Genomic DNA, 23,266 nt, shown 5'->3' on the forward strand with positions numbered 1-23,266 from the left:
CGACCACGGGCAACTCCTAGGTTGCAACCGCATAAGTGGCTGATTATATTGAGTAACCTCTGGGTGCAACCTGCCTCGTAATTTGGTTGCACCTTTTTATTGCGTGCCGTAGGATTTCGCGCATCCTCTCACACCACATTGCCGGGCTCGCACCGGCGCACGAACCCACCATGGCAAGCACGACTCTCGGCGTCAAAGTCGACGACCTTCTCCGCTCGCGCCTCAAGGACGCCGCCGCGCGTCTCGAGCGCACTCCCCACTGGCTGATCAAGCAGGCGATCTTCGCGTATCTCGAGCGGATCGAGCACGGCCAGTTGCCGCCCGAGCTGTCGGGCCACAGCGGCGTGACGGAGCTCGCCGACGGTCAATCCACGGACGGCGACGACGACAACTCGCCGCATCCGTTCCTCGAGTTCGCGCAGAACGTGCAACCGCAATCGGTGCTGCGCGCGGCGATCACGGCGGCGTACCGCCGCCCCGAGCCGGAATGCGTGCCGTTCCTGCTCGGCCAGGCGCGCCTGCCCGCGAACCTGCAGGCGGACGTGCAGGCGCTCGCGACGAAGCTCGTCGAGGCGCTACGCGAGAAGAGCTCGGGCGGCGGTGTCGAAGGGCTGATCCACGAGTTCTCGCTGTCGAGCCAGGAAGGCGTCGCGCTGATGTGCCTCGCCGAAGCGCTGCTGCGCATTCCCGATCGCGCGACCCGCGATGCGCTGATCCGCGACAAGATCAGCAAGGGCGACTGGCGCTCGCACGTCGGCCACGCGCCGTCGCTGTTCGTGAACGCGGCCACGTGGGGGCTGATGATCACCGGCAAGCTCGTGACGACCAACAGCGAAGCCGGGCTGTCGTCGGCGCTGACGCGCCTGATCGGCCGCGGCGGCGAGCCGCTGATCCGCAAGGGCGTCGACATGGCGATGCGCCTGATGGGCGAGCAGTTCGTCACCGGCGAGACGATTTCCGAAGCACTGGCGAACAGCCGCAAGTACGAAGCGCGCGGCTTCCGCTACTCGTACGACATGCTCGGCGAAGCGGCGACGACCGAAGAGGACGCGCAGCGCTACTACGCGTCGTACGAACAGGCGATCCACGCGATCGGCAAGGCGGCCGGCGGCCGCGGCATCTACGAAGGCCCGGGCATCTCGATCAAGCTGTCCGCGCTGCACGCACGCTACTCGCGCTCGCAGCAGGACCGCACGATGAGCGAGCTGCTGCCGCGCGTGCGCGCGCTCGCGCTGCTCGCCCGCCGCTACGACATCGGCCTGAACATCGACGCGGAAGAGGCCGACCGCCTCGAGCTGTCGCTCGACCTGCTTGAAGCGCTGTGCTTCGATCCGGATCTCGCGGGCTGGAACGGCATCGGCTTCGTCGTGCAGGGCTACCAGAAGCGCTGCCCGTTCGTGATCGACTACCTGATCGATCTCGCGCGCCGCAGCCGTCACCGCCTGATGATCCGCCTCGTGAAGGGCGCGTACTGGGATACCGAGATCAAGCGGGCGCAGGTCGACGGCCTCGAAGGCTATCCGGTCTACACGCGCAAGATCTACACGGACGTGTCGTACCTCGCGTGCGCGAAGAAGCTGCTCGCGGCGCCGGATGCCGTGTACCCGCAGTTCGCGACGCACAACGCGTACACGCTGGCCGCGATCTACCAGCTCGCGGGCCAGAACTATTACCCGGGCCAGTACGAATTCCAGTGCCTGCACGGGATGGGCGAGCCGCTGTACGAGGAAGTCACCGGCCGCGACAAGCTGAACCGGCCGTGCCGCGTGTACGCGCCGGTCGGCACGCACGAGACGCTGCTCGCGTACCTGGTGCGCCGCCTGCTCGAGAACGGCGCGAACACGTCGTTCGTGAACCGCATCGCGGATAAGACCGTGTCGGTGAAGGAGCTGGTCGCCGATCCGGTCGACGAGGCATCGAAGGTCGTGCCGCTCGGCGCGCCGCATACGAAGATCCCGCTGCCGCGCAACCTGTACGGCGACGAGCGTCCCAACTCGATGGGCCTCGACCTGTCGAATGAACACCGTCTCGCGTCGCTGTCGTCCGCGCTGCTCGCGAGTGCGCATTTCCCGTGGCGCGCGGCGCCGATGCTCGCCGACGACACGCTCGCCGACGCGCCGGCCCGCGACGTGCGCAACCCGGCCGACCAGCGCGACCTGGTCGGCACGGTCAGCGAAGCGACGGCCGAACACGTGAGCGCGGCGCTCGCGCACGCGGTGGCCGCCGCGCCGATCTGGCAGGCGACGCCGGTCGATGCGCGTGCCGATTGCCTGGTGCGCGCGGCCGACCTGCTCGAAGCGCAGATGCACACGCTGATGGGCCTGATCCTGCGCGAAGCCGGCAAGTCGCTGCCGAACGCGATCGCCGAGATTCGTGAGGCGGTCGACTTCCTGCGCTACTACGCCGCGCAGATCCGCGACGAATTCTCGAACGACACGCACCGCCCGCTGGGCCCCGTGGTCTGTATCAGCCCGTGGAACTTCCCGCTCGCGATCTTCATGGGCCAGGTCGCCGCGGCACTCGCCGCCGGCAACACGGTGCTCGCGAAGCCGGCCGAGCAGACGCCGCTGATCGCCGCGCAGGCCGTGCGCCTGCTGCGCGAGGCCGGCGTGCCGGCCGGTGCGGTGCAGCTGCTGCCGGGCACGGGCGAAACCGTCGGCGCGGCGCTGGTGGCCGACGCGCGTACGCGTGCGGTGATGTTCACCGGCTCGACCGAAGTCGCGCGCCTGATCAACAAGACGCTGTCCGCGCGCCTCGACCCGGACGGCAAGCCGATCCCGCTGATCGCGGAAACGGGTGGCCAGAACGCGATGATCGTCGACTCGTCGGCGCTCGCGGAGCAGGTCGTCGCGGACGTGATGCAGTCGTCGTTCGACTCGGCCGGTCAACGGTGTTCGGCGCTGCGCGTTCTGTGTCTGCAGGACGACGTTGCGGACCGCACGCTGACGATGCTCAAGGGTGCGATGCACGAACTGGCGCTCGGCAACCCCGACCGGCTGTCGACCGACGTCGGCCCGGTGATCGACGCCGAAGCGAAGCAGACGATCGACACGCACGTCGCGGCGATGAAGGACAAGGGCCACGGCGTCACGCAGCTGCCGATGCCCGAGGCCTGCGCGCACGGCACGTTCGTGCCGCCGACGCTGATCGAGATCGGCAGCATCGACGAGCTGAAGCGCGAGGTGTTCGGCCCGGTGCTGCACGTCGTGCGTTATCGCCGCAGCCAGCTCGACAAGCTGCTGGAACAGATCCGTGCGACCGGCTACGGCCTGACGCTCGGCATCCACACGCGGATCGACGAGACGATCGCGCACGTGATCTCGAATGCGCACGTCGGCAACATCTACGTGAACCGCAACGTGATCGGCGCGGTGGTCGGCGTGCAGCCGTTCGGCGGCGAAGGGCTGTCGGGCACGGGCCCGAAGGCCGGCGGCGCGCTGTACCTGCAGCGCCTGCTCGCGACGCGTCCGTCGGGCCTGCCGCGTTCGCTCGCGCAGGCGCTGATCGCGGACGGCGCGGTGGAAGGCGACGCACGCGGCAACCCGGCGGCGGCGCTCACGACGCTGCGCGACTGGCTGATCGAGCAGCGCGAGCCGGCGCTGGCTGCGCGTTGCGACGGCTATCTGGCTCAGGTGCCGGCCGGTGCGACCGCGGTGCTGACCGGTCCGACGGGCGAGCGAAACACGTATACACTCGGCCCGCGCGGCACGGTGTTGTGTGTCGCGGCGACGCCGGGCGGTGCGCGCGCGCAGTTCGCGGCGGTGCTGGCGACCGGTAACCGCGCGCTGTTCGCGGGTGCCGCTGGCGAGGCGCTGGTGGCCGCGCTGCCGGCATCGCTGAAGGCGCACGCGACCGTGCGCAAGCAGGCCGACGCGCCGTTCGACGCGGTGCTGTTCGAAGGCGACAGCGACGAACTGCAGACGCTCGTGAAGGACGTCGCGCAGCGGCCGGGCCCGATCGTGTCGGTGCAGGGCGTGTCGGTGGGCGCGTTCGAGAACGGCGATGCGGAAGATTACGCGCTGGAGCGGCTGCTGACGGAGCGCTCGGTGAGCGTGAACACGGCCGCGGCGGGTGGCAATGCGAATTTGATGACGATCGGCTGATCATCCTTGCCGTTCGGATCAAACATAGGAAGCGGCAAGGCGATCCCGAAGCCGCTCCATTTACCCTGGTACCAAGGAGATGCTATGCAACACACGATGAAAAAGCTGGCAGGCGCGACGTTTGTCGCGGTCATGTCGCTGGCGGGGACGGCCCATGCGGATGACGTGAAGATCGGTTACGCAGGGCCGATGACGGGCGCGCAGGCGCACTACGGCAAGGATATGCAGAACGGGATCGCGCTCGCGATCGAGGATTTCAACGCGACGAGCCCGAAGATCGGCGGCAAGCCGGTGAAGTTCGTGCTCGACACGCAGGACGACCAGGCTGACCCGCGCACCGGCACGACGGTCGCGCAGAAGCTCGTCGACGACGGCATCAAGGGCATGCTCGGCCACTTCAACTCGGGCACGACGATTCCGGCTTCGCGCATCTACGCGAACGCGGGCATTCCGCAGATCGCGATGGCGACCGCACCGGAATACACGCAGCAGGGCTACAAGACGACCTTCCGCATGATGACGTCCGACACGCAGCAGGGCTCGGTGGCCGGCACGTTCGCGTCGAAGGATCTCGGCATGAAGAAGATCGCGATCGTCGACGACCGCACGGCCTACGGCCAGGGTCTCGCCGACCAGTTCGAGAAGGCCGCGAAGGCCGGCGGCGCATCGATCGTCGACCGTGAATTCACGAACGACAAGGCGGTCGACTTCAAGGCGATCCTGACCAAGCTGAAGGCGGCGAAGCCGGATCTCGTCTACTACGGCGGCGCGGATTCGCAGGCGGCACCGATGGTCAAGCAGATGAAGGCGCTCGGCATCACCGCCCCGCTGATGAGCGGCGAAATGGTGAAGACGCCGACGTTCCTGAAGATCGCGGGCAACGCGGCCGACGGCACGATCGCTTCGCTGGCGGGTCTCCCGCTGGAAGAAATGCCGGGCGGCAAGACGTACGCCGACAAGTACAAGAAGCGCTTCGGCGAAGACGTGCAGACGTACTCGCCGTACGCGTACGACGGCGCGATGGCGCTGTTCAACGCGATGAAGAAGGCCGATTCGACCGATCCGGCGAAGTACCTGCCGCTGCTCGCGAAGACCGACATGGCCGGCGTGACGTCGACGCACGTCGCGTATGACGCGAAGGGCGACCTGAAGAACGGCGGCATCACGATGTACAAGGTCGAGAAGGGCGAGTGGAAGCCGCTGAAGAGCATCGGCGGGAAGTAAGCAGCCTTTGACGTGACGAACGGGCGGCGGCGCATGTCGCCGTCCCGTCGATCATGCGAAAAAGCCACCTGGCCGTCGGGCCGGGTGGCTTTTTCTTTGGCGGTGCACGGCCAGGTAGTACATACGGCTCTTGCCGGCGATGATTCAACGGTTTGGGTATGTTCCGAGGGGGGCGCCGCGTGTGTACGTCAATGCCTCATCGATGCGACTGGCGGCAGTGCGAGGTTACTTATCTTCACAGCACTTGTTGGGGCAATCGGGCAGGAAGGAAATTTCCACACGCCGCCCATTATCCACGTACCCATGCGAATAGACGCGGGCGCTCGTCTTAATGGTTCCGCGTAGAAAACCGAATTGCTTCAGCAGCGCATACGCGGTTTGCGTTCGCGATTGTGCAAGGGGCAGTGCGCTCTGTTCGCTTTCCTCGGCATGGCCGCTAATCAGCGTTGTTTCCTTGGTTACGTGACGTGCGTAGGCGATTTTCTGGTTTGCTGTCCAGTTTGCAGTGCGGACGATTTCAGAATTCGATACATATGAACTGTTTTTCGGAAAATGGATATCGAAATTTTCGCTTGGGACACACGCAGATGCATGGCTAGACGCGACGACGCATAGGCCAGCAATTAATTTCATAGTTTATTATTTGGTGAGTTTTGTTGTCGGCGAGACGCCGGAGCATCGCATAAATTTCCACATCCATTTTTGCAGAAAGGCAGAAGACTCACGCCGAGCTGCAAGTATCCTCCATGGCCGGTGCTATCGATTGGGTATGTAATTCGATTGACGTGCGTGTCAACATAGATATATTGAGGCTTGATGCCAAGCTGTATCAGGAAGTCTTTCAGCTGGTCACCTCTTGACTTTGCCAGATTCAAGGAGTTGCGTTCGCCGACATATGCGCTGGCGATGATTTGCGCCTGCACTTCAACATCGGGCCATTGCCGCGCAGCCAAAACCATATCGACTATCTTTATTCGATATGTATTTGGAATGCCGGGATAATTCAGAGGCACGCTTTCGAGCATGTGTTCCGATATCGTACAAGCGCTTGCGTGTTGAATAAAAACGGTACTAGCAAGCGCGGCAACGGGAATCAGAAATTTTATCATTCAATCACCAAATATTCTTTTTTAAGAATTCACTTATGTCATCAAAGTGCGCGATGTAGCATGCAATGCTGTCTGCATTCCTATGTGCACCTTCTGGATGGGCTTGTGCCCAATACCCGATCCCTCGAGCAAACCCATAGTTGACGTCGTCCGCATCGAATGTGTCAATGTAATGGGAACATTCGTGAATGAGAATTTTCAATTTGCAGTTTCCAGCAACGTAAACATCCTCGACAGTGCAGAAATGCGGGTAAATCGCGATTATTCGACGTGCCGAATCGGGCTTGCATACAGCCGCGTCATTTGCGCCAGTATCAGGGGCCACTGAGCATGTAAGTTGCCGCTGGCTTTGTTCGTCCCATCTGATGATCTTCTCGGGCTGTAGTTCGCACATAGCCGCAGCGAGCCTGGGGAGGCCGAAACAGAGTTTTTGACGTATCGCTTCGTCGCTTCGGCCAAACCAGAATTGCACTCTATCTCGGGCAATTTTATCCCATCGTGCCAGATCCGATATGCGTTCCTCAATTAAGATCACCGCGGTGTCCCGTAGTCGCATTATTAGGGATCTGAACGCCTTGTTACTCATGTTGGGGCAAATTGGCATCGTGTTGATTGATATATAGACCATGGACCCCGGATTGGTGTTGGTGACGGCCCCCGAATGGACGAGGACCCATTCTTCGTTTTCCTGAGCTTCGAAGTCGTATTTATTTCCCGAAAAACCGCTCATCGCGTCAATGCCCCTTCGTATAGATTTTCAGAGATGCTGCGGCGTCGGTGGCAATTCGATCTGTTTGCCCGGCCGCGTCCGTGATGCCTGCGAAGATCTGCCCGGTGTCGGTGATGATTCGATAGCGAACGTTGGCGAGCGGGCGGTGTGCATCATCGAGCAAGGTAAATTGCTCGTCATGTACGGCATCCGATGAGGCAAACGGCAGATGGGCTGCACCAGGTTTGCGCCCATCCAGCGTCAAAATTTCGCCCGCAGTAAAAGTCATCCGCATGCCGCGCTCAGCGTAGAAGATCGGCGGTGGGTTGCATCCGCAGACATTGATATCCCCGCTCAATGCCCACTGTTTGCCGTTCGGGCCGGTGCCTGGCCAGCGCGGCCCTTGCGGTGCGATATACCCTTCACGCTTACAGGCCGAACAGTAGGTCTTCATATCCAGCGTGGCGATATGAACCATCGGCGGCGGATTGGAACAGGTCACGCGGTCGAGGCCTTCGACAATGACCGCTTCCCCGGCGCGGTCGCCTTTGGCAAGAAAGTAGCGGATCATGAGCGCTACCTCAGCGGGGCATGGACGAGCGGGTGACGATGCCAAATACAACGGACGACGCCACGCCTTGTCGCTCGGGACTATCGGTGATCGTGTCGCCGTTATCGAGTTCGCTGCCAACGAAGGCGAGCGGCGCGAAGTCGGCCCGGTCGGCCAAACCCAGACAGGTCGTAACGCGCGCGGTTGAGCCGTCGGGATAGAGGATCAGGTCGCCCACCGTGGCAGCTTTGCCCAAGTGCGGCGCTACTTCCCATGTGCCGGACGGTTCGCGTAATGCACCGCCGCGCGCTGTTGTCGCGCCACGTACCGCCAGTCTGTAGGCAGGCGGTGCGGGTGGCGGCACATAGGTCGGATCGAACAGGCCCGAAACGCATCGCCCATCCCCTGCGTGAATGCCCCACGAAGTGCGCAGCGTTTCGGTAATGCGGTCGCCGTTGCTCAACCGGCTGCCCACTAACGCGAATGGCTTGCCTCCGCTATGGTTGTTTCCCGCGCCGTCGATAATCGCGGCCTCGCTACCGTCGTCGTAGGTCACTACATCGCCGACGCAGGCGACTTCCAATCCGGCCAATGTCAGGCCGCTGGTTGCGGTGGTGACGCGTCCACCGCGTTCCGTGAGTGCGCCAACGGTGGCGAAAAGATGGGTCGGTCCTTTGGGTTCGTTTTTCATCCGGCTTCCCTGTCTCAGTAAATGGAATGGCTGCCTAGAGACGCTATTCCAGATAAGAAACGTCGATCAATCGGACGAATATGATTCAGAGCTGGTAACTTCTATTACTTGTTCCGTTCTGCCTGTTGCATTGACCGCGCGTGCGCGAATCCGCTAGCTCAATCGCGGATACTCAGTCCCTGCGCACCCGCAGCAGGAACTTCTGCAGCTTGCCCGTGGGCGTGCGCGGCAGCGCCTGCGCGAACGTGAATTCGCGCGGGATCTTGTACGCGGCCAGCCGCTCGCCGCAGAACGCGCGCAGTGCATCCGCGTCAGGCACGCTGCCCGCGCGCAGCACCACGTGCGCGACGACCGTCTCGCCCCAGTCGGGATGCGGGACGCCGACGACGGCCGCCTCGGCGATGTCCGGATGCGCGCCGAGCACGTCCTCCACTTCCTTCGAATAGACGTTCTCGCCGCCCGTCACGATCATGTCCTTCAGCCGGTCGACGATGAACAGGTAGCCGTCCTGATCGATCCGCGCGATGTCGCCGGTGCGATACCAGCCGTCCGGCGCGAACGCGGCGCGCGTCGCGGCCGCATCGTCGAGATAGCCGAGCATCATGCTGTCGGTCTTCAGCCAGATCTCGCCGGTCTCGCCCGGCTGCGCGTCGAGGCCGTCCATCCGCACGACGCGCAGGTCGACGCCCGGGCCGCCGGTGCGGCCGATCGAACCGGCCTTCGCGATCTGCTCGTCCGGATACAACGTGGTGCCGGCCGGGCCGGCTTCCGTCATGCCATACACCTGGAAGAACGCGTTGCTGCGATACGCACGCGTGAGACGTTCGGCCTGCGCGGGGCCGATCGGGCCGCCGCCGTACAGCCACGCGCGCACGCTCGACAGGTCGAACGCCGCGAAGCCGTCGATCGTGTCGAGCGGCAGCAGGTACGACACCGGCGCGCCGAAATACAGCGTCACGCGCTCGCGCTCGACGGCCTGCAGGAACCGCAGCGGATGGTATTCGCGCAGCAGCACGACGGTGCCGCCCGCATACAGCGTGCCGCCGAACCAGTTGTTGAGCGGCGACGAATGCCAGATCGGCATCGCCATCAACGTGCGCTCGTGGCGGCCGATGCCGGTCGCGAGCGCCGCCTGCATCGCCGCGAGCGTCACGGTGCGGTGGCTGTGCACGCAGCCTTTCGGGTGGCCGGTCGTGCCGGACGTATAGAGGATCTGCGCGATGTCGCCGTCGGCGGGCTCGATGCCCGCGAGGCCGTCCATCGTCGCGCACAGCGTGTCGAAGCACGGCACGCCGTCGAGTTCGCCTTCGGTCACGAGCCGCCGCGCGGGATGCACGAGGCGTTCGACCACCGGCGCGAGCGCCACGTCGAACAGCAGCGCCTTGCTGCGGCTGTGTTCGAGCACGTAGTCGACTTCCGGCGCCTGCAGCTTGTGGTTGACCGGCACGAACGTCGCGCCGAGCCGCCACGCGCCGAACATCAGGTCGACGAAAGACGGTGTGTTGAAGCACATCGCGGCGACGCGGTCGCCGGCCGCGACGCCGAGCGCGCTCAGCACGGCCGCCGCGCGGTGCGAGCGCTCGCGCGCGGCGGCATAGGTGATCGTCGCGGATTCGCTGACGAGGAACGGCTGGTCGGGCGTCGCACGGGCGGCGCGGTCGAGGGCGGCGACGAGGTTCATCGTGACTCCGGGCGGGCGAACGAAGGCGCTGGGCCTTACCAAGCTATCCAAAGGGCATCAGGCCGGGTACGCGCGCTGCAGCAGCGCGGCGACGTCGATCGCGTGCGGATCGAAGCCGCCCGCGATGCGGCCCCAGTCGGGCGCGGCGAGCCGCGTCGCGACGAATGCGTCGGCCACGGCCGCCGGCGCATCGCGGCGCAGCAGGCACGCCTGCGCGACCACCGCGAGCCGCTGCGCGAACACGCGGCCCGACGCCTCGAGCGTGTCGGCCGGCGCCGCGAGCATCGCGCGTAGCGCATCGAGCGCCGTGCGGATGCGCGGTTCGCCCGCACCGAGGTCGGCGAGTTCGGCGAACAGCGCGGCGGCTGCGTCGGGCTCGCGCGATATCGCGCGCAGCACGTCGAGGCACATCACGTTGCCCGAGCCTTCCCAGATCGAGTTGACGGGCGCCTCGCGGAACAGCCGCGCGATCGGGCCGTCGTCGACGTAGCCGTTGCCGCCGAACACTTCCATCACCTCGCCGGTCAACTCGACCGCGCGCTTGCACACCCAGAATTTCGCCGCGGGCGTGACGATCCGCTTCCATGCGCGTTCGCGCGGCGAGTCGTCGCGCTCGAACGCGTCGGCGAGACGCATCGACAGCGACAGCGCGGCTTCGCTCTCGAGCGCGAGATCGGCGAGCACGGTGCGCATCAGCGGCTGCTCGGCGAGCGCGCGGCCGAACGCATGGCGCTGGCGCGTGTACGCGATCGCCTGCACGACGCCCTGGCGCAGCATCGCCGCGCTGCCGAGCACGCAGTTCAGCCGCGTGGTGGTGGCCATCTCGATGATGGTCGGAATGCCGCGGCCTTCGTCGCCGAGCATGATGCCCCACGCGTCGTTCAGCTCGATCTCGCTGCTCGAGTTGCTGCGGTTGCCGACCTTGTCCTTCAGCCGCTGGATCTCGACCGCGTTCTTCGTGCCGTCCGGCCGCCAGCGCGGCACGTAGAAGCACGACGGGCTGCCGGCTTCGGTGCGCGCGACGACGAGGTGCGCGTCGCACATCGGCGCCGAGAAAAACCACTTGTGGCCGCGCAGCCGGTATTCGCCGCCGCGGCCGCCCGCGCCGACGGCGGTCGCGAGCGTCGTGTTCGCGCGCACGTCGGAGCCGCCCTGTTTCTCGGTCATGCCCATGCCGAACCAGATCGAACGCTTGTCGGCGACCGGCACGTCGCGCGGATCGTAGTCGTTGCTGTAGAGCTTGTCGCGCAGCAGGTCCCACAGCGCGGGCTCCTTCTGCAGCACGGGAATCGCGGCCTGCGTCATCGTCGCCGGGCACAGCGTGCCGGCCTCGATCTGGCCATGCAGGTAGAAGCCGGCCGCGGTCGCGGCCCAGCGGCCGCGACGCGTGTCGCGGAACGCGAGCGACACGAAGCCTTCGTGGCGGTACTGGCCGAGCAGCGTGTGCCACGCCGGGTGGAAGTCGACGCGGTCGATGCGCCGGCCGCGCCGGTCGAAGGTGTGCAGTTCCGGCGTGTGGTGGTTCGCTTCGTCGGCGAGGCGCGCGGTGTCGGCGCTGCCGAGCCGCGCGCCGTAGGCGTCGAGCTGCGGCACGGCCCAGTCGGCGCCCGCGCGGGCGAGCGCGTCGCGCAGCGCGATGTCCGTCGCGAAGAGGTTATAGTCGACCAGTTCGTCGAACTGGTTCGTGACGGCGTGAGTCGATTCGGTCATCGAGGTGTCTCCGGTCTCATGCTGCGCGGGCGGCCGGCGTCATGCCGCACGGATGACGCTTCGGCGCCGGCTCCGGCCCCCGGTAAAACGCATTCCCTGCTGATTCCCAGAGTAGCAAATATGCCGCCGCGACATGTTCAGGTTCCGGCGCCGCCCGGCCAGCCGGCGGCGCAACCCGCACCCGCCTTGCGCCGCCGGCCGCGCCAGTCGCGCGCACAGGCGAGTTCCGACGCGCTGCAGCAGGCGTTCGTTCAGCTTTTGCTCGAACGCGGCTACGCGAAGGCGACGATCCGCGAGATCGCGTCGGTCGCGGGTGTGAGCATCGGCACCTTCTACGAATACTTCGGCGACAAGCAGAGCCTCGCGGCGCTCTGCATCCACCGGCACGTACAGGCGATGGCCGACCGGCTGCGCGACGCCATCGCGCGACTGCACGGCGCGCCGCGGGCCGAACTGGCCGCCGCGCTCGTCGACCTGCAGGTCGACGCGATCGGCGCCGACGCGGCGCTGTGGGGCGCGCTCTTCGCGCTGGAACGGCAGGTGTCGCCGCTCACCGCCTACCGTCGGCATTACGACGCTTACGTCGCGCTGTGGCGTGACGCGCTCGCGCACGCGGCCGATCCGCCGCCGGCCGCGCGGCTCGACGGGCTCGCGCGGATGGCGCACACGATCTGCTACGGCGGGCTTTCGCAGGCGTTGCTGACGCTCGGGCCCGCGTTCGACATCGCCGCGCTGCGCGACGAACTGCGGGCCGTGCTGCTCGCCTATCTGGCGGCGGCCGGCCGGTAACAGACCCTAGGGGAAATGCCTGATTCGCATGTCGGCCCGGCAGGCTAGCCTTGCCGCTGCATACCCCTCTGCGCGAGCCATGAGAAAAATGCATGGCCGCCATGACGAACTTTCGATTGTCCACCGATATTGGCTCGGGCTAAATCGTGCGACAGATGCAGGCCGCGCGTGTCGCGCGCGGCCGCCCGAAGGACATCAGAAGGAGGAGTCATGCGAAGCGCGACCGCGCCCCGTTCGAAACTGCCCGACGTCGGGACGACGATCTTCACGGTGATCGGCCAACTGGCTGCCCGGCACGATGCGTTGAACCTGTCGCAGGGGGCGCCGAATTTCGCGCCCGATCCGGCGCTCGTCGAAAGCGTTGCGCGCGCGATGCGCGACGGGCACAACCAGTACGCGCCGATGGTCGGCGTCATGGCGCTGCGCGAGCGGCTCGCCGAAAAGACCGAGGCGCTGTACGGCCCACACTACGACCCGGCCACGGAAATCACGGTGATCGCCAGCGCGAGCGAAGGGCTCTACGCGGCCATCAGCGCGCTCGTGCATCCGGGCGACGAGGTGATCTACTTCGAGCCGTCGTTCGACAGCTATGCGCCGATCGTGCGGCTGCAGGGCGCGACGCCGGTGGCGATCAAACTGTCGCCCGAGCATTTCCGCGTGAACTGGGACGAAGTCGCCGCGGCGATCAACCCGCGCACGCGGATGATCATCGTCAACACGCCGCACAACCCGACCGCGACGGTGTTTTCGGCCGACGATCTCGAACGGCTCGCGCAGCTCACGCGCGATACCGGCATCGTGATCCTGTCCGACGAGGTCTACGAGCACGTCGTGTTCGACGGCGCGCAGCACCAGAGCATGGCGCGCCATCGCGAGCTGGCCGAGCGCAGCGTGATCGTGTCGTCGTTCGGCAAGTCGTTCCACGTGACGGGCTGGCGGGTCGGCTATTGCCTCGCGCCGGCCGAGCTGATGGACGAGATCCGCAAGGTGCACCAGTTCATGGTGTTCGCGGCCGACACGCCGATGCAGGTCGCGTTCGCGGAGATCCTCGCGCGGCCGGACAGCTATCTTGGCCTGTCGGCGTTCTACCAGGCCAAGCGCGACCTGCTCGCGCGCGAGCTGGCCGATTCGCGTTTCGAGCTGCTGCCGAGCGAAGGCTCGTTCTTCATGCTCGCGCGCTTCCGGCACTTCTCGGACGAAAGCGACAGCGATTTCGTGCTGCGCCTGATCCGCGATGCACGCGTCGCGACGATTCCGCTGTCGGCGTTCTATACCGACGGCACCGACGCCGGCGTGATCCGGCTCAGTTTTTCGAAGGACGACGCGACGCTGGTCGAAGGCGCGCGGCGGCTGCGTTCGCTGTAAGGCCCGTACGTCAACCGGCGACGGGAGCGTCGCACCGACCAGACAAAGGAGATCACGATGAAGCACACGGCCACCCTGAAACTCGCGTTCGCACTCGCGTGCGCCATCGGCTCGGGCGCGGCGCTCGCCGATGCGCAGACGCTGCGCTTCGGCCTCGAAGCGCAATACCCCCCGTTCGAATCGAAAGCGCCGAACGGCGACCTGCAGGGCTTCGACATCGACGTCGGCAATGCCGTCTGCCAGACGGCGAAGCTGTCGTGCAAATGGGTCGAGACGTCGTTCGACGGCCTGATTCCCGCGCTGCAGGGCCGCAAGTTCGACGCGATCAACTCGGCGATGAACGCGACCGAGCAGCGGCGCCAGGCGATCGATTTCACGACGATCATCTATCGCGTGCCGACCCAGCTGATCGCCCGCACCGGCAGCGGCCTGCTGCCGACGCCGGAATCGCTGAAGGGCAAGCGCGTCGGCGTGCTGCAGGCGTCGATCCAGGAAACCTTCGCGAAGGCGCACTGGGAGCCGGCGGGCGTCGCGGTCGTCGCGTACCAGGACCAGAACCAGGCATACGCGGACCTCGTGGCCGGCCGTCTCGACGCGACGCTCGTGCTCGCACCGTCCGGCCAGCGCGGCTTCCTGTCGCGTCCGGACGGCAAGGGCTTCTCGTTCGTCGGCCAGCCCGTGCGCGACGACAAGATTCTCGGCAATGGCATCGCATTCGGGCTGCGTAAAGGCGACAGCGCGCTGAAGGCGAAACTCGATGCGGCGATCGACAAGCTGAAGGCGGACGGCACGGTGAAGTCGCTCGGCCTGAAGTATTTCGGCGATATCGACATCTCGGCGAAGTAAGCGGAGCCGCGCGCGATGCAGAACCGGGACACGGCCGCCGCGGGTGGCGAACAGGGCGGCGCATCGTTGCCGGGTGATGCGGTCGAAGCCGTGCTCGTCGCCGAACTGGGCGATGCGCTCGTCACGCGCTCGGCGGACATCGATCCGCGTTACTTCACCGCGTACAACGAGCCGGCCGGCGTGCGGCCGCGCGCGCTGGTGCGACCGCGCAGTGTCGACGACGTGTCGCGCACGCTCGCGCTGTGCGCGCGGCTCGGCCAGCCGGTCGTGCCGCAGGGCGGTTTGACGGGACTCGCGCGCGGCGCGGTCGCGCTCGGCGGCGAGGTGGTGCTGTCGATGGAGCGCTTCGCGGGCATCGAGGCGCTCGACGCGGCCGCCGGCACGATGACGGTACACGCCGGAACGCCGCTGCAGACGGTGCAGGAAGCTGCGGAAGCGGCGGGTTTCACGTTCGGCGTCGATCTCGGCGCACGCGGCTCATGCCAGATCGGCGGCATGCTCGCGACCAACGCGGGCGGCACGCGCGCGATCCGCTACGGGATGATGCGCGAGCAGGTGCTCGGGCTCGAGGCGGTGCTCGCGGACGGCACGGTCGTGTCGTCGATGAACCGGATGCTGAAGAACAATGCGGGTTACGACCTCAAGCAGCTGTTCATCGGCAGCGAAGGGACGCTCGGCGTCGTCACGCGTGCGGTGCTGCGGCTGCATCCGCTGCTGGCCGCGCCGGCCACGGCGCTTTGCCGCGTGCGCGACTACGACGCGGTGGTCGCGCTGTGGAACCGCGTGCGCATGTTGCCGGAGGTCGTCAGTTTCGAGGCGATGTGGCCGGCGTTCTACGACTACGTCGCGCGCCATACGCCGGGCGTTTCGGCGCCGTTTGTCGGCGACGATGGCTTCGCGGTCCTGATCGAATGCGCGACGAGCGCGCCGGGCGGCGATGCGCACCAGGCGCTGGAAACCGGCCTCGCGGCGGGGTTCGATGCAGGGCTCGTGGAGGATGCGGTGCTCGCGACGTCGGAGCGGCAGGCGCGCGATTTGTGGACACTGCGCGAAGGACTCGCGATCGACGCGCTGCCGCAACTCGTCAACTTCGACGTGAGCCTGCCCACGGGCGAACTCGGCGCGTTCGCCGAGCGCTGCGAGGCGGCGTTGCGGGCGCGCTGGCCGGACGTCACGTGCCTGTTCTTCGGCCATGTCGGCGACGGCAACGTGCATATCGGCGTGTCGCTGGCCGGGATGACCGACACGGACCTCGATGCGCTCGATCACTGCGTGTACGCGGTGGTGCGGGACATGGGCGGCTCGGTGTCGGCCGAGCACGGGATCGGCGTGCTCAAGCGCCCCTATCTCGCGCATACGCGCAGCGACGCGGAAATCGGATTGATGCGACGCCTGAAGGCCGCGCTGGATCCGCTCGGCATCCTGAATCCCGGCAAGGTGCTTTGATCGGGGCGACGCACGTTGCCGGCGCGAATCGGCCTGCGTGACGCGTCAGCCGTCCACCCAACGCAGCGCACCGATCTTCAGGTGCTCGACGACGCTGCGCGCCCAGTCGAGTTCGGCATTGAGCAGGACGAGCGCATGCTCGTTCTGCAGCAGGAACAGGCGCGGCACCTGGTCGGCCTGCGCGGTGGCGCGCAGCGTTTCGAGGCGTTCGCGCTCCGCGTCGAGCCGTGTGATCCGAAGCTCGAGCTGGTGGCGGGCGTCTTCGGCATCGAGCAGCGGCAGGAACGCGAGACCGGCGCCGAACGCCGGGAATTCACGCGCGGGTTCCGCGAGCAGCGCATGCAGCCACGCCTGCCCCGCCGTGTGGCCGGCCTCGGTCAGCGCATACAGCGTGCGCTCCGGAAACGCGCCGTCGCGCTCGGTGTCATGCACGGCGATCAGCCCGTCGCGCAGCAGCCGGTCGATCGTCTGGTAGAGGCTGGTGCGCTGGCGCACGTTGACGACTTCGTCGTATCCGCGTGCCTTCAGTTGCTGCAGCATCCCGTAGGGATGCATCGGCGTTTCGGTGAGCGTCGCGAGGACGGCCAGCGCGAGCGGGGACGGGCGGCTGGTGGACATGAATAGTTATTCAATATCTAGTAAGAATATAACTATTCTCAACCAGACTATCATATTTCACAAGGGTTTCAGCCGAGGTGCGAGCGCTTCGCGGCCGGGGCGACGGTTTCCATCGTCGCGAGACCGTGCACGATGCCGCAATCTTCGACCGAATGCTCGCCGACGCACTGGCGGCGCAATTCGGTGAGCTGGTCGCGTAGATGTGTAAGTTCCGCGAGGCGCGCATCGACGTGCCCGATGTGCTCGTCGAGCAGTGAGTTGATCGAATCGCAAGGATCGGCCGGCGTGTCGGTGAGCTGCAGCAGCGCGCGGATTTCGTCGTGCGCCATGTCGAGCGCGCGGCAGTTGCGGATGAAGCGCAGCCGTTCGACGTGCACGTCGGTGTAGTTGCGGTAGTTCGAGTCGGTGCGCTCCGCATCCGGCATCAGACCCTCTTTCTCGTAGAAACGGATCGTCTCGGGTGTGCAGCGGGCCGCTTTGGCCAGTTCGCCGATCTTCATACCTTTCTCCCGTGCAAGGGTTGACCTTGTAGTGGCTTCAGGGTGTTAACTCTACACCGTTAGCCATTGAGGAGGTTGTCATGACCGACGCCCAGCGTACCCACGACCCACGACACCGTCATGCCGGCGGCGCCGCCCCGTGCTGCGCCGACGCGCACGATACGGATACGGCCACCGTCGCCGATGCGGCGCCGGTGGCCGGCGAGCACGCGCACGGTGAGGTCGCTGCAGCGCGCGGCGCGCAGCCGCATGCGCGCCGCCACGATCATGAACATGATCACGGGCACGCGGGTCGTGAAGAGGGTCACGTCAACGGCGCCGGTTGCAGCCACGGCAGCGGCGAGGAACACGACCACGACCACGGTCCTGAGCATGCACACGAGCACGGCGACGGGCATGTCCATGGCGCCGCCTGTGCACACGGCAGCGCCGCGCACGACCATGCCGGTCACGACCACGACCACGACCACGACCACGACCACGACCACGACCACGACCACGCGGCCGGCGATTGCTGCGCGCCCGCCGCGCTGACGCTCGCGCCGCTGCCGGTCGCGCAGGCGACCGCGTCGGGTCACGTGCGCTCCGCATTCCGGATCATGCAAATGGACTGCCCGACCGAGGAAACGCTGATCCGCAAGAAGCTCGGCGGGATGAGCGAAGTGTCGGCGCTCGAATTCAACCTGATGCAGCGGATGCTGACGGTCGAGCACGTGCCGGACGCCCAGCCGGCGATCGAAAGCGCGATCCGCTCGCTCGGGATGACGCCCGAGGCGGCAGCGCCCGGCGCACCGGCCGCGCGCGTCGCTGACGCACCCCCGAAGCCGTGGTGGCCGCTGGCGCTCGCCGGTGTCGCCGCGATCGCGTCCGAAGGCGCGACCTGGGCCGGCCTGCCCGTGTGGCTCGCGGCGGCGCTTGCGCTGGCGGCGGTGCTCGCATGCGGGCTCACCACGTACAAGAAGGGCTGGATCGCGATCCGCAACGGCAACCTGAACATCAACGCGCTGATGAGCATCGCGGTGACGGGGGCGATGGCGATCGGTCAGTGGCCGGAAGCCGCGATGGTGATGGTGCTCTTCACGATCGCCGAGCTGATCGAAGCGAAGTCGCTCGACCGGGCACGCAATGCGATCCAGGGCCTGATGCAGCTCGCGCCGGACACCGCGACCGTGCAGGACGCCGACGGGGCGTGGCGCACGATCGAGGCCGCGCAGGTGGCACTCGGCGCAGTCGTGCGCGTGAAGCCGGGCGAGCGGATCGGGCTGGACGGCGAAGTCGTCGCGGGCCGCTCGACGGTGAACCAGGCGCCGATCACCGGCGAGAGCCTGCCCGTCGAAAAGACGACCGGCGACGCCGTGTACGCGGGCACGATCAACGAATCGGGTTCGTTCGACTATCGCGTGACGGCCGTCGCGGCCAACTCGACGCTCGCGCGGATCATCCACGCAGTTGAAGAAGCGCAAGGCGCGAAGGCGCCGACGCAGCGCTTCGTCGACCAGTTCGCACGCGTCTACACGCCGATCGTGTTCGCGGTCGCGCTGCTGGTCGCAGTGGCGCCGCCGCTCGTGATGGGCGGTGCGTGGCACGACTGGATCTACCGCGCGCTGGTGCTGCTCGTGATCGCATGCCCGTGCGCACTGGTGATCTCGACGCCGGTGACGATCGTGTCGGGGCTCGCGGCCGCCGCACGACGCGGGATTCTCGTGAAGGGCGGCGTGTACCTGGAAGAAGGGCGCCAGCTCGCGTGGCTCGCGCTCGACAAGACCGGCACGATCACGCACGGCAAGCCGGTGCAGACCGACTTCGACCTGCACGCGACCGACGCCGACGAGGCACGCGTGCGGCACCTCGGCGCGAGCCTCGCGGCGCGCTCCGATCACCCGGTGTCGCAGGCGATCGCAACGGCTGCCCGCGACGGCGGCACGACGGCATTCGCCGATGTACAGGACTTCGAAGCGATCGTCGGGCGCGGCGTGCGCGGCACGATCGACGGCACGCGCTACTGGCTCGGCAACCACCGGCTCGTCGAGGAACTCGAGCGCTGCTCGACGGCCCTCGAAGCGAAGCTCGATGCGCTCGAGCGGCAGGGCAAGAGCGTCGTGGTGCTGGTCGACGAAGCGCGTGTGCTCGGCATCTTCGCGGTGGCCGACACGATCAAGGAGACGAGCCGTGAAGCGATCGCGGATCTGCATGCGCTCGGCATCCGCACCGCGATGCTGACCGGCGACAACCCGTATACCGCGCAGGCGATCGCGCAGCAGGCCGGCATCGACGACGCACGCGGCAACCAGTTGCCGGAAGACAAGCTCGCGGCAGTCGAGGAACTGTCGGCCGGCGGCGCGGGCGCGGTCGGGATGGTCGGCGACGGGATCAACGACGCGCCGGCGCTCGCGCGCGCCGACATCGGCTTCGCGATGGGCGCGATGGGCACCGACACGGCGATCGAGACGGCCGACGTCGCGCTGATGGACGACGACCTGCGCAAGATCCCCGCGTTCGTGCGGCTGTCGCGTGCGACGCATCGCGTCCTGGTGCAGAACATCGGCTTCGCGCTCGGCGTGAAGATCGTGTTCCTCGGCCTCACGGTCGCGGGGCTCGGCACGATGTGGATGGCGGTCTTCGCCGACGCGGGCGCAAGCCTGATCGTCGTGGCCAACGGTTTGCGGCTGCTGTCGTCCTCTGGGGCGTTCGGCGGCGCGCAGGCCAAGCGTTGAGGAGCGGGCGATGAGCTTTCTGAAACGAATCCTGGGTGGCCATGGCGGCGGGCACGGCAACAATAGCGGCCACGGTGGCGGGCATCACGGCGGGCAGCGCCGGGACGGGCACGGCGGCCACGATGCGCGCGGCCGCGATCGCCACGGCTGGGGCTGGCAGGCGCCGGCCGACAGTCGAAGCGGGCAGGCCGGCGGCAACGTGCCGCTGACTCAGCTCGCCTGTGCGGGCTGCGGCGCACTCAATGCGGCGGATGCGCGCTTCTGCGCGCAGTGCGGTGCCGCGCAACGCGGCAAGTCCTGCAGCCGCTGCCACTCGGCGCTGGCGGACGACGCGCGGTTTTGCCCCGGGTGCGGGACGCAGGCTGCGTAAGCCGGTTGGTCCGCGCATTCGCGCCGGCGGTGTGTGAACGCCGGCCGGCGCGCTTCGTTTCAGGGCCGCCGCGCAGGCCGTTCGATCAGCGCAGCGGCAGGTAAATCTCGGTGCGCAGGTCGGCCGGCGCGGCATCCATCGGCGTATTGAGGTACAGCTCGAACGGCGGCGCATCGGCGGCTTCACGGCCCGAGTGACGCAGCCAGTCGCCGTAGAGCCACTGGTAGGCCGTCTTCAGGTCTGCATACGGCCCCGTATGCAGCAGCACCGCATATTCGCCGCCCGCGACCGTCGCACGCTCCACCGGCGGCGCGGGTTCGATGTCAGGCGCACCGTCGGCCGGCATGAAGCACGCTTTTGCGCGCAACTGCGCTTCGGGCGTCGTGTCCGGATCGTCGTAAAAAATCCCGATCATCTTCGCGCCCGGGCCGATCAGCCCACGCGGACCGGCCCACGCACCGATCCGGGCGAACGCGTCGCCGACCTTCAAGTACGACCCGGTGTGCGCCACCGCATAGCCGTGTAATTCCGGTAGCCGCCGAATCTCGACTTCATGCTTGAACATGTCTGCTTCTCCTCGCTGTAACGGATAGATGGGCCGGTGGCTGCCCGTGCGACGGTGCTGCACGGGCGGCACGCCGTAGGCGTCGCGAAACGCCCGCGCGAACGCATGCGTCGAACCGTAGCCCGCGCGCCGCGCGATTTCGTCGATCGGCCGCGCCGTGCACACGAGATCCTCGGACGCGCGCACGATCCGCATCCGCCGCACCGTCAGCACGATCGACTCGCCATACAGCGCGCGATAGACACGCTGCCAGTGATACGGCGACAGGCACGCAACTTCGGCGAGCCGGTTCAGGTCGAGCGGGCCGTCGAGGTGTGCGCGGATGTACTCGTGCACGCGCGCCACGCTCGCCGCATAGCGAAGCCAGGCGGGCGGGTCGGGTTTCGTTTCGATGGTCATCGGCGTGTCAGGGCAGGAACCGACGTCACGGTAGCACGGCCCGATTTGATAAATCTTGCGGAAATGCGTAGGAGGCCAACGAGTCGAGCCCCATTTTATTTTGGCGAAATGGGGTCTTGCCCCCCTGCGATCTATGACTAAAGTTAAAGACGGTGAAATCGGGTGATCGCGTCATTTTTCTCGGGTAAGTTGCTCCGTCGGGGCAGCACGTTTTTCGAAGTACGCAGGTAGTTCGTCGATGTTCAATCGCAACACCACGTTTTCGGGAGAAGAAGAAATGGATGCTTCCAGCTTCATCACGTCGCTGCAGACCACGCTAGGGGGGTATCTGCCAAAGATCGCCGGCGCGATCGGCATCCTGGTGATCGGCTGGCTGATCGCCGTCGTCGTGCGGGCCGGCGCGATGCGCCTGCTCAGTGCGCTGAAGGTCGATCAGCGGATCAACGAAAGCACCGGCCAGGGCGCCTGCGTCGAGCGCATCATCGCGGGCGGCCTGTTCTGGCTCGTGCTGCTCGTCACCGCGGTGGGCATCTTCAACGTGCTCAACCTGTATGCGGTGTCCAACCCGTTCTCGCTGCTCGTCACCCACATCGTCAACTACCTGCCGAACCTGATCGGCGGCGCGGCGCTGACGCTGATCGCGTGGCTCATCGCGTCGCTGCTGCGCAGCCTCGCGAACCGCGCGCTGAAGGCGAGCAAGATCGACGACAAGCTGTCCGAAGGCGCCGGTATGCAGCCGATGACCGGCTATCTCGGCGACGTGCTGTTCTGGCTCGTGATCCTGATGTTCCTGCCGGCGATCCTCGCGTCGTTCGCGCTGTCGGGGCTGCTGTCGCCGGTGCAGGGGATGGTCGACAAGCTGCTCGCGATCGTGCCGAACATTTTCGCGGCCGCGGTGATCGGCATCGTCGGCTGGATCGTCGCGCGCGTGCTGCGCGGCCTCGTGACGAACCTGCTCGTCGCCGCCGGCGCCGACCGCCTTACGCAGCGCCTCGACAGCCCGACGCCCGTGCGCGTGTCGAGCCTGATTGGCACGATCGTCTACGTGTTCGTGTTCGTGCCGACACTGATCTCCGCGCTCGACGCGCTGAAGATCGACGCGATCTCGGTGCCGGCCACCAACATGCTGAACCAGTTCCTCGGCGCGGTGCCGGACATCGTCGCGGCGATCGTGATCGTGCTCGTGACGTTCTACTTCGCGCGCTTCGTCGCGTCGCTCGCGCAGAAGCTGCTGGAGGCCGCGGGCGCCGACGGGCTGCCGGCCGTGCTCGGCGTCGAGCGCGTGTTCTCGGGGATCCTGCAGCCGTCGGTGCTGGTCGCGCGGCTGATCGTGTTCTTCGCGATGCTGTTCGCGTCGGTCGAAGCCGCGAACCGGCTCGGCTTCTCGCAGGTGCGCGACGTCGTCACGCTGTTCATCGAATTCGGCGGCCACGTGCTGATGGGCGGCGTGATCCTCGTGATCGGTGTGTGGCTCGCGGGCCTCGCGCGCCGCGTGATCGAGCAGGCCGACCGCGAGCACAGCGTGCTGTTCGCGCGCATCGCGCAGTTCGCGATCCTGGGCCTCGTGTTCGCGATGGGGCTGCGCGCGATGGGCATCGCGAACGAGATCGTCCAGCTTGCCTTTGGCCTCGTGCTCGGCGCGATCGCGGTGGCGGTGGCGCTGTCGTTCGGCCTCGGCGGCCGCGAAGCGGCCGGCAAGCTGCTCGACCGCTGGTTCAACCAGCGCGGCGGCGGCCAGTAACACCACCGTCGCGCCTCCGTCCGGCCGCGCTGCATGGCCGGACGGTGTTGCGGCCGCGTATGTATCCGGTCGGGCGGGAACGCCACGCGACAGCGTCCGCTCGGGCGGCGCCGCCAGCGCCCGGCTGTCGGCGTTC

At 66.7% G+C, this 23,266-nt stretch carries 19 protein-coding genes; 9 read left to right on the forward strand and 10 right to left on the reverse strand.

The features are described 5' to 3' along the window. Positions 1-170: 170 nt before the first annotated feature. Both putA and QZM35_RS30585 read left to right on the forward strand, forming a co-directional pair. Positions 171-4,103, forward strand: a complete 3,933-nt coding sequence (gene putA, locus QZM35_RS30580; RefSeq protein ID WP_301777399.1) for a trifunctional transcriptional regulator/proline dehydrogenase/L-glutamate gamma-semialdehyde dehydrogenase — start codon at positions 171-173, stop codon at positions 4,101-4,103. Positions 4,104-4,187: 84 nt separating this feature from the next. After that, positions 4,188-5,327, forward strand: a complete 1,140-nt coding sequence (locus tag QZM35_RS30585) for a branched-chain amino acid ABC transporter substrate-binding protein (RefSeq protein ID WP_089424158.1) — start codon at positions 4,188-4,190, stop codon at positions 5,325-5,327. Between the two features lie 225 nt (positions 5,328-5,552). Here the strand turns inward: QZM35_RS30585 and QZM35_RS30590 are convergent, their stop codons facing one another. From QZM35_RS30590 to QZM35_RS30620, 7 genes are all read right to left on the reverse strand, one after another. Then, positions 5,553-5,960, reverse strand: a complete 408-nt coding sequence (locus tag QZM35_RS30590; RefSeq protein WP_301777400.1) for a hypothetical protein — start codon at positions 5,958-5,960, stop codon at positions 5,553-5,555. Then, entirely contained in the window at positions 5,957-6,436 is a 480-nt protein-coding gene (locus QZM35_RS30595; RefSeq protein WP_144025151.1) for a hypothetical protein, read from the reverse strand. Before QZM35_RS30595 ends, QZM35_RS30590 begins: the two co-directional genes overlap by 4 nt. Positions 6,437-6,440: 4 nt before the next feature. Then, positions 6,441-7,166: a M35 family metallo-endopeptidase gene (locus tag QZM35_RS30600; protein WP_089424160.1), complete on the reverse strand. Its 726-nt coding sequence runs from the start codon at positions 7,164-7,166 to the stop codon at positions 6,441-6,443. A 4-nt stretch (positions 7,167-7,170) separates the two neighbouring features. Further along, positions 7,171-7,716, reverse strand: coding sequence for a hypothetical protein (locus QZM35_RS30605; RefSeq protein ID WP_089424161.1), 546 nt, complete (start codon positions 7,714-7,716; stop codon positions 7,171-7,173). A 10-nt stretch (positions 7,717-7,726) separates the two neighbouring features. Next, entirely contained in the window at positions 7,727-8,386 is a 660-nt protein-coding gene (locus QZM35_RS30610) for a PAAR domain-containing protein (RefSeq protein ID WP_301777401.1), read from the reverse strand. Between the two features lie 172 nt (positions 8,387-8,558). Then, positions 8,559-10,067 carry a class I adenylate-forming enzyme family protein gene (locus QZM35_RS30615; protein WP_089430411.1) on the reverse strand — a complete coding sequence of 503 codons (1,509 nt, stop codon included), beginning with the start codon at positions 10,065-10,067 and terminating at the stop codon, positions 8,559-8,561. 57 nt (positions 10,068-10,124) lie between these two features. Next, positions 10,125-11,777, reverse strand: a complete 1,653-nt coding sequence (locus QZM35_RS30620; protein WP_089424164.1) for an acyl-CoA dehydrogenase family protein — start codon at positions 11,775-11,777, stop codon at positions 10,125-10,127. A gap of 120 nt (positions 11,778-11,897) precedes the next feature. Here QZM35_RS30620 and QZM35_RS30625 point away from each other — a divergent pair, with 120 nt between their 5' ends. The 4 genes from QZM35_RS30625 (at position 11,898) to QZM35_RS30640 (ending at position 16,223) form a co-directional block, all read left to right on the forward strand. Then, entirely contained in the window at positions 11,898-12,566 is a 669-nt protein-coding gene (locus tag QZM35_RS30625; protein WP_301777402.1) for a TetR/AcrR family transcriptional regulator, read from the forward strand. A 210-nt stretch (positions 12,567-12,776) separates the two neighbouring features. After that, positions 12,777-13,931: a pyridoxal phosphate-dependent aminotransferase gene (locus QZM35_RS30630; protein WP_301777403.1), complete on the forward strand. Its 1,155-nt coding sequence runs from the start codon at positions 12,777-12,779 to the stop codon at positions 13,929-13,931. Positions 13,932-13,988: 57 nt separating this feature from the next. Further along, the gene (locus QZM35_RS30635; RefSeq protein WP_089430414.1) at positions 13,989-14,777 is read left to right on the forward strand and encodes an ABC transporter substrate-binding protein; all 789 of its coding nucleotides are present in this window, start codon (positions 13,989-13,991) and stop codon (positions 14,775-14,777) included. Positions 14,778-14,792: 15 nt separating this feature from the next. Further along, complete coding sequence (locus QZM35_RS30640) at positions 14,793-16,223, forward strand: FAD-binding oxidoreductase (RefSeq protein ID WP_301777404.1); 1,431 nt, start codon at positions 14,793-14,795, stop codon at positions 16,221-16,223. Positions 16,224-16,268: 45 nt separating this feature from the next. On the opposite strand, the gene QZM35_RS30645 is transcribed toward QZM35_RS30640, so the two are convergent. Next, on the reverse strand, positions 16,269-16,841 hold the full coding sequence (locus tag QZM35_RS30645) for a PadR family transcriptional regulator (RefSeq protein WP_089424169.1): 573 nt from the start codon (positions 16,839-16,841) through the stop codon (positions 16,269-16,271). 68 nt (positions 16,842-16,909) lie between these two features. Next, complete coding sequence (cadR, locus tag QZM35_RS30650; RefSeq protein ID WP_011350541.1) at positions 16,910-17,341, reverse strand: Cd(II)/Pb(II)-responsive transcriptional regulator; 432 nt, start codon at positions 17,339-17,341, stop codon at positions 16,910-16,912. A gap of 80 nt (positions 17,342-17,421) precedes the next feature. Between cadR and QZM35_RS30660 the strand changes: the two genes are divergently transcribed. Then, the gene (locus QZM35_RS30660; RefSeq protein ID WP_367620800.1) at positions 17,422-20,055 is read left to right on the forward strand and encodes a heavy metal translocating P-type ATPase; all 2,634 of its coding nucleotides are present in this window, start codon (positions 17,422-17,424) and stop codon (positions 20,053-20,055) included. Between the two features lie 10 nt (positions 20,056-20,065). Then, positions 20,066-20,425: a zinc ribbon domain-containing protein gene (locus tag QZM35_RS30665; protein ID WP_174974747.1), complete on the forward strand. Its 360-nt coding sequence runs from the start codon at positions 20,066-20,068 to the stop codon at positions 20,423-20,425. An 85-nt stretch (positions 20,426-20,510) separates the two neighbouring features. On the opposite strand, the gene QZM35_RS30670 is transcribed toward QZM35_RS30665, so the two are convergent. Continuing rightward, positions 20,511-21,389 carry a GyrI-like domain-containing protein gene (locus QZM35_RS30670; protein WP_089424172.1) on the reverse strand — a complete coding sequence of 293 codons (879 nt, stop codon included), beginning with the start codon at positions 21,387-21,389 and terminating at the stop codon, positions 20,511-20,513. Between the two features lie 277 nt (positions 21,390-21,666). On the opposite strand from QZM35_RS30670, the gene QZM35_RS30675 reads away from it, so the two are divergent. Further along, entirely contained in the window at positions 21,667-23,130 is a 1,464-nt protein-coding gene (locus QZM35_RS30675) for a mechanosensitive ion channel (protein ID WP_089424173.1), read from the forward strand. The last annotated feature ends 136 nt before the right edge of the window (positions 23,131-23,266 follow it).

The organism is Burkholderia sp. AU45274 (assembly GCF_030482505.1).
Classification (GTDB): domain Bacteria; phylum Pseudomonadota; class Gammaproteobacteria; order Burkholderiales; family Burkholderiaceae; genus Burkholderia.

What these genes read in the sequence shown, in the direction of transcription:
- QZM35_RS30630 (WP_301777403.1), top strand. Translation starts at nt 12,777, where the DNA reads ATGCGAAGCGCGACCGCGCCCCGTTCGAAACTGCCCGACGTCGGGACG.
- QZM35_RS30610 (WP_301777401.1), bottom strand. Translation starts at nt 8,386, where the DNA reads ATGAAAAACGAACCCAAAGGACCGACCCATCTTTTCGCCACCGTTGGC.
- QZM35_RS30645 (WP_089424169.1), bottom strand. Translation starts at nt 16,841, where the DNA reads ATGTCCACCAGCCGCCCGTCCCCGCTCGCGCTGGCCGTCCTCGCGACG.
- QZM35_RS30585 (WP_089424158.1), top strand. Translation starts at nt 4,188, where the DNA reads ATGCAACACACGATGAAAAAGCTGGCAGGCGCGACGTTTGTCGCGGTC.
- QZM35_RS30625 (WP_301777402.1), top strand. Translation starts at nt 11,898, where the DNA reads ATGCCGCCGCGACATGTTCAGGTTCCGGCGCCGCCCGGCCAGCCGGCG.
- QZM35_RS30670 (WP_089424172.1), bottom strand. Translation starts at nt 21,389, where the DNA reads ATGACCATCGAAACGAAACCCGACCCGCCCGCCTGGCTTCGCTATGCG.
- QZM35_RS30605 (WP_089424161.1), bottom strand. Translation starts at nt 7,716, where the DNA reads ATGATCCGCTACTTTCTTGCCAAAGGCGACCGCGCCGGGGAAGCGGTC.
- QZM35_RS30620 (WP_089424164.1), bottom strand. Translation starts at nt 11,777, where the DNA reads ATGACCGAATCGACTCACGCCGTCACGAACCAGTTCGACGAACTGGTC.
- QZM35_RS30640 (WP_301777404.1), top strand. Translation starts at nt 14,793, where the DNA reads ATGCAGAACCGGGACACGGCCGCCGCGGGTGGCGAACAGGGCGGCGCA.
- cadR (WP_011350541.1), bottom strand. Translation starts at nt 17,341, where the DNA reads ATGAAGATCGGCGAACTGGCCAAAGCGGCCCGCTGCACACCCGAGACG.
- QZM35_RS30595 (WP_144025151.1), bottom strand. Translation starts at nt 6,436, where the DNA reads ATGATAAAATTTCTGATTCCCGTTGCCGCGCTTGCTAGTACCGTTTTT.
- QZM35_RS30615 (WP_089430411.1), bottom strand. Translation starts at nt 10,067, where the DNA reads ATGAACCTCGTCGCCGCCCTCGACCGCGCCGCCCGTGCGACGCCCGAC.
- QZM35_RS30600 (WP_089424160.1), bottom strand. Translation starts at nt 7,166, where the DNA reads ATGAGCGGTTTTTCGGGAAATAAATACGACTTCGAAGCTCAGGAAAAC.
- QZM35_RS30665 (WP_174974747.1), top strand. Translation starts at nt 20,066, where the DNA reads ATGAGCTTTCTGAAACGAATCCTGGGTGGCCATGGCGGCGGGCACGGC.
- putA (WP_301777399.1), top strand. Translation starts at nt 171, where the DNA reads ATGGCAAGCACGACTCTCGGCGTCAAAGTCGACGACCTTCTCCGCTCG.
- QZM35_RS30660 (WP_367620800.1), top strand. Translation starts at nt 17,422, where the DNA reads ATGACCGACGCCCAGCGTACCCACGACCCACGACACCGTCATGCCGGC.
- QZM35_RS30590 (WP_301777400.1), bottom strand. Translation starts at nt 5,960, where the DNA reads ATGAAATTAATTGCTGGCCTATGCGTCGTCGCGTCTAGCCATGCATCT.
- QZM35_RS30635 (WP_089430414.1), top strand. Translation starts at nt 13,989, where the DNA reads ATGAAGCACACGGCCACCCTGAAACTCGCGTTCGCACTCGCGTGCGCC.
- QZM35_RS30675 (WP_089424173.1), top strand. Translation starts at nt 21,667, where the DNA reads ATGGATGCTTCCAGCTTCATCACGTCGCTGCAGACCACGCTAGGGGGG.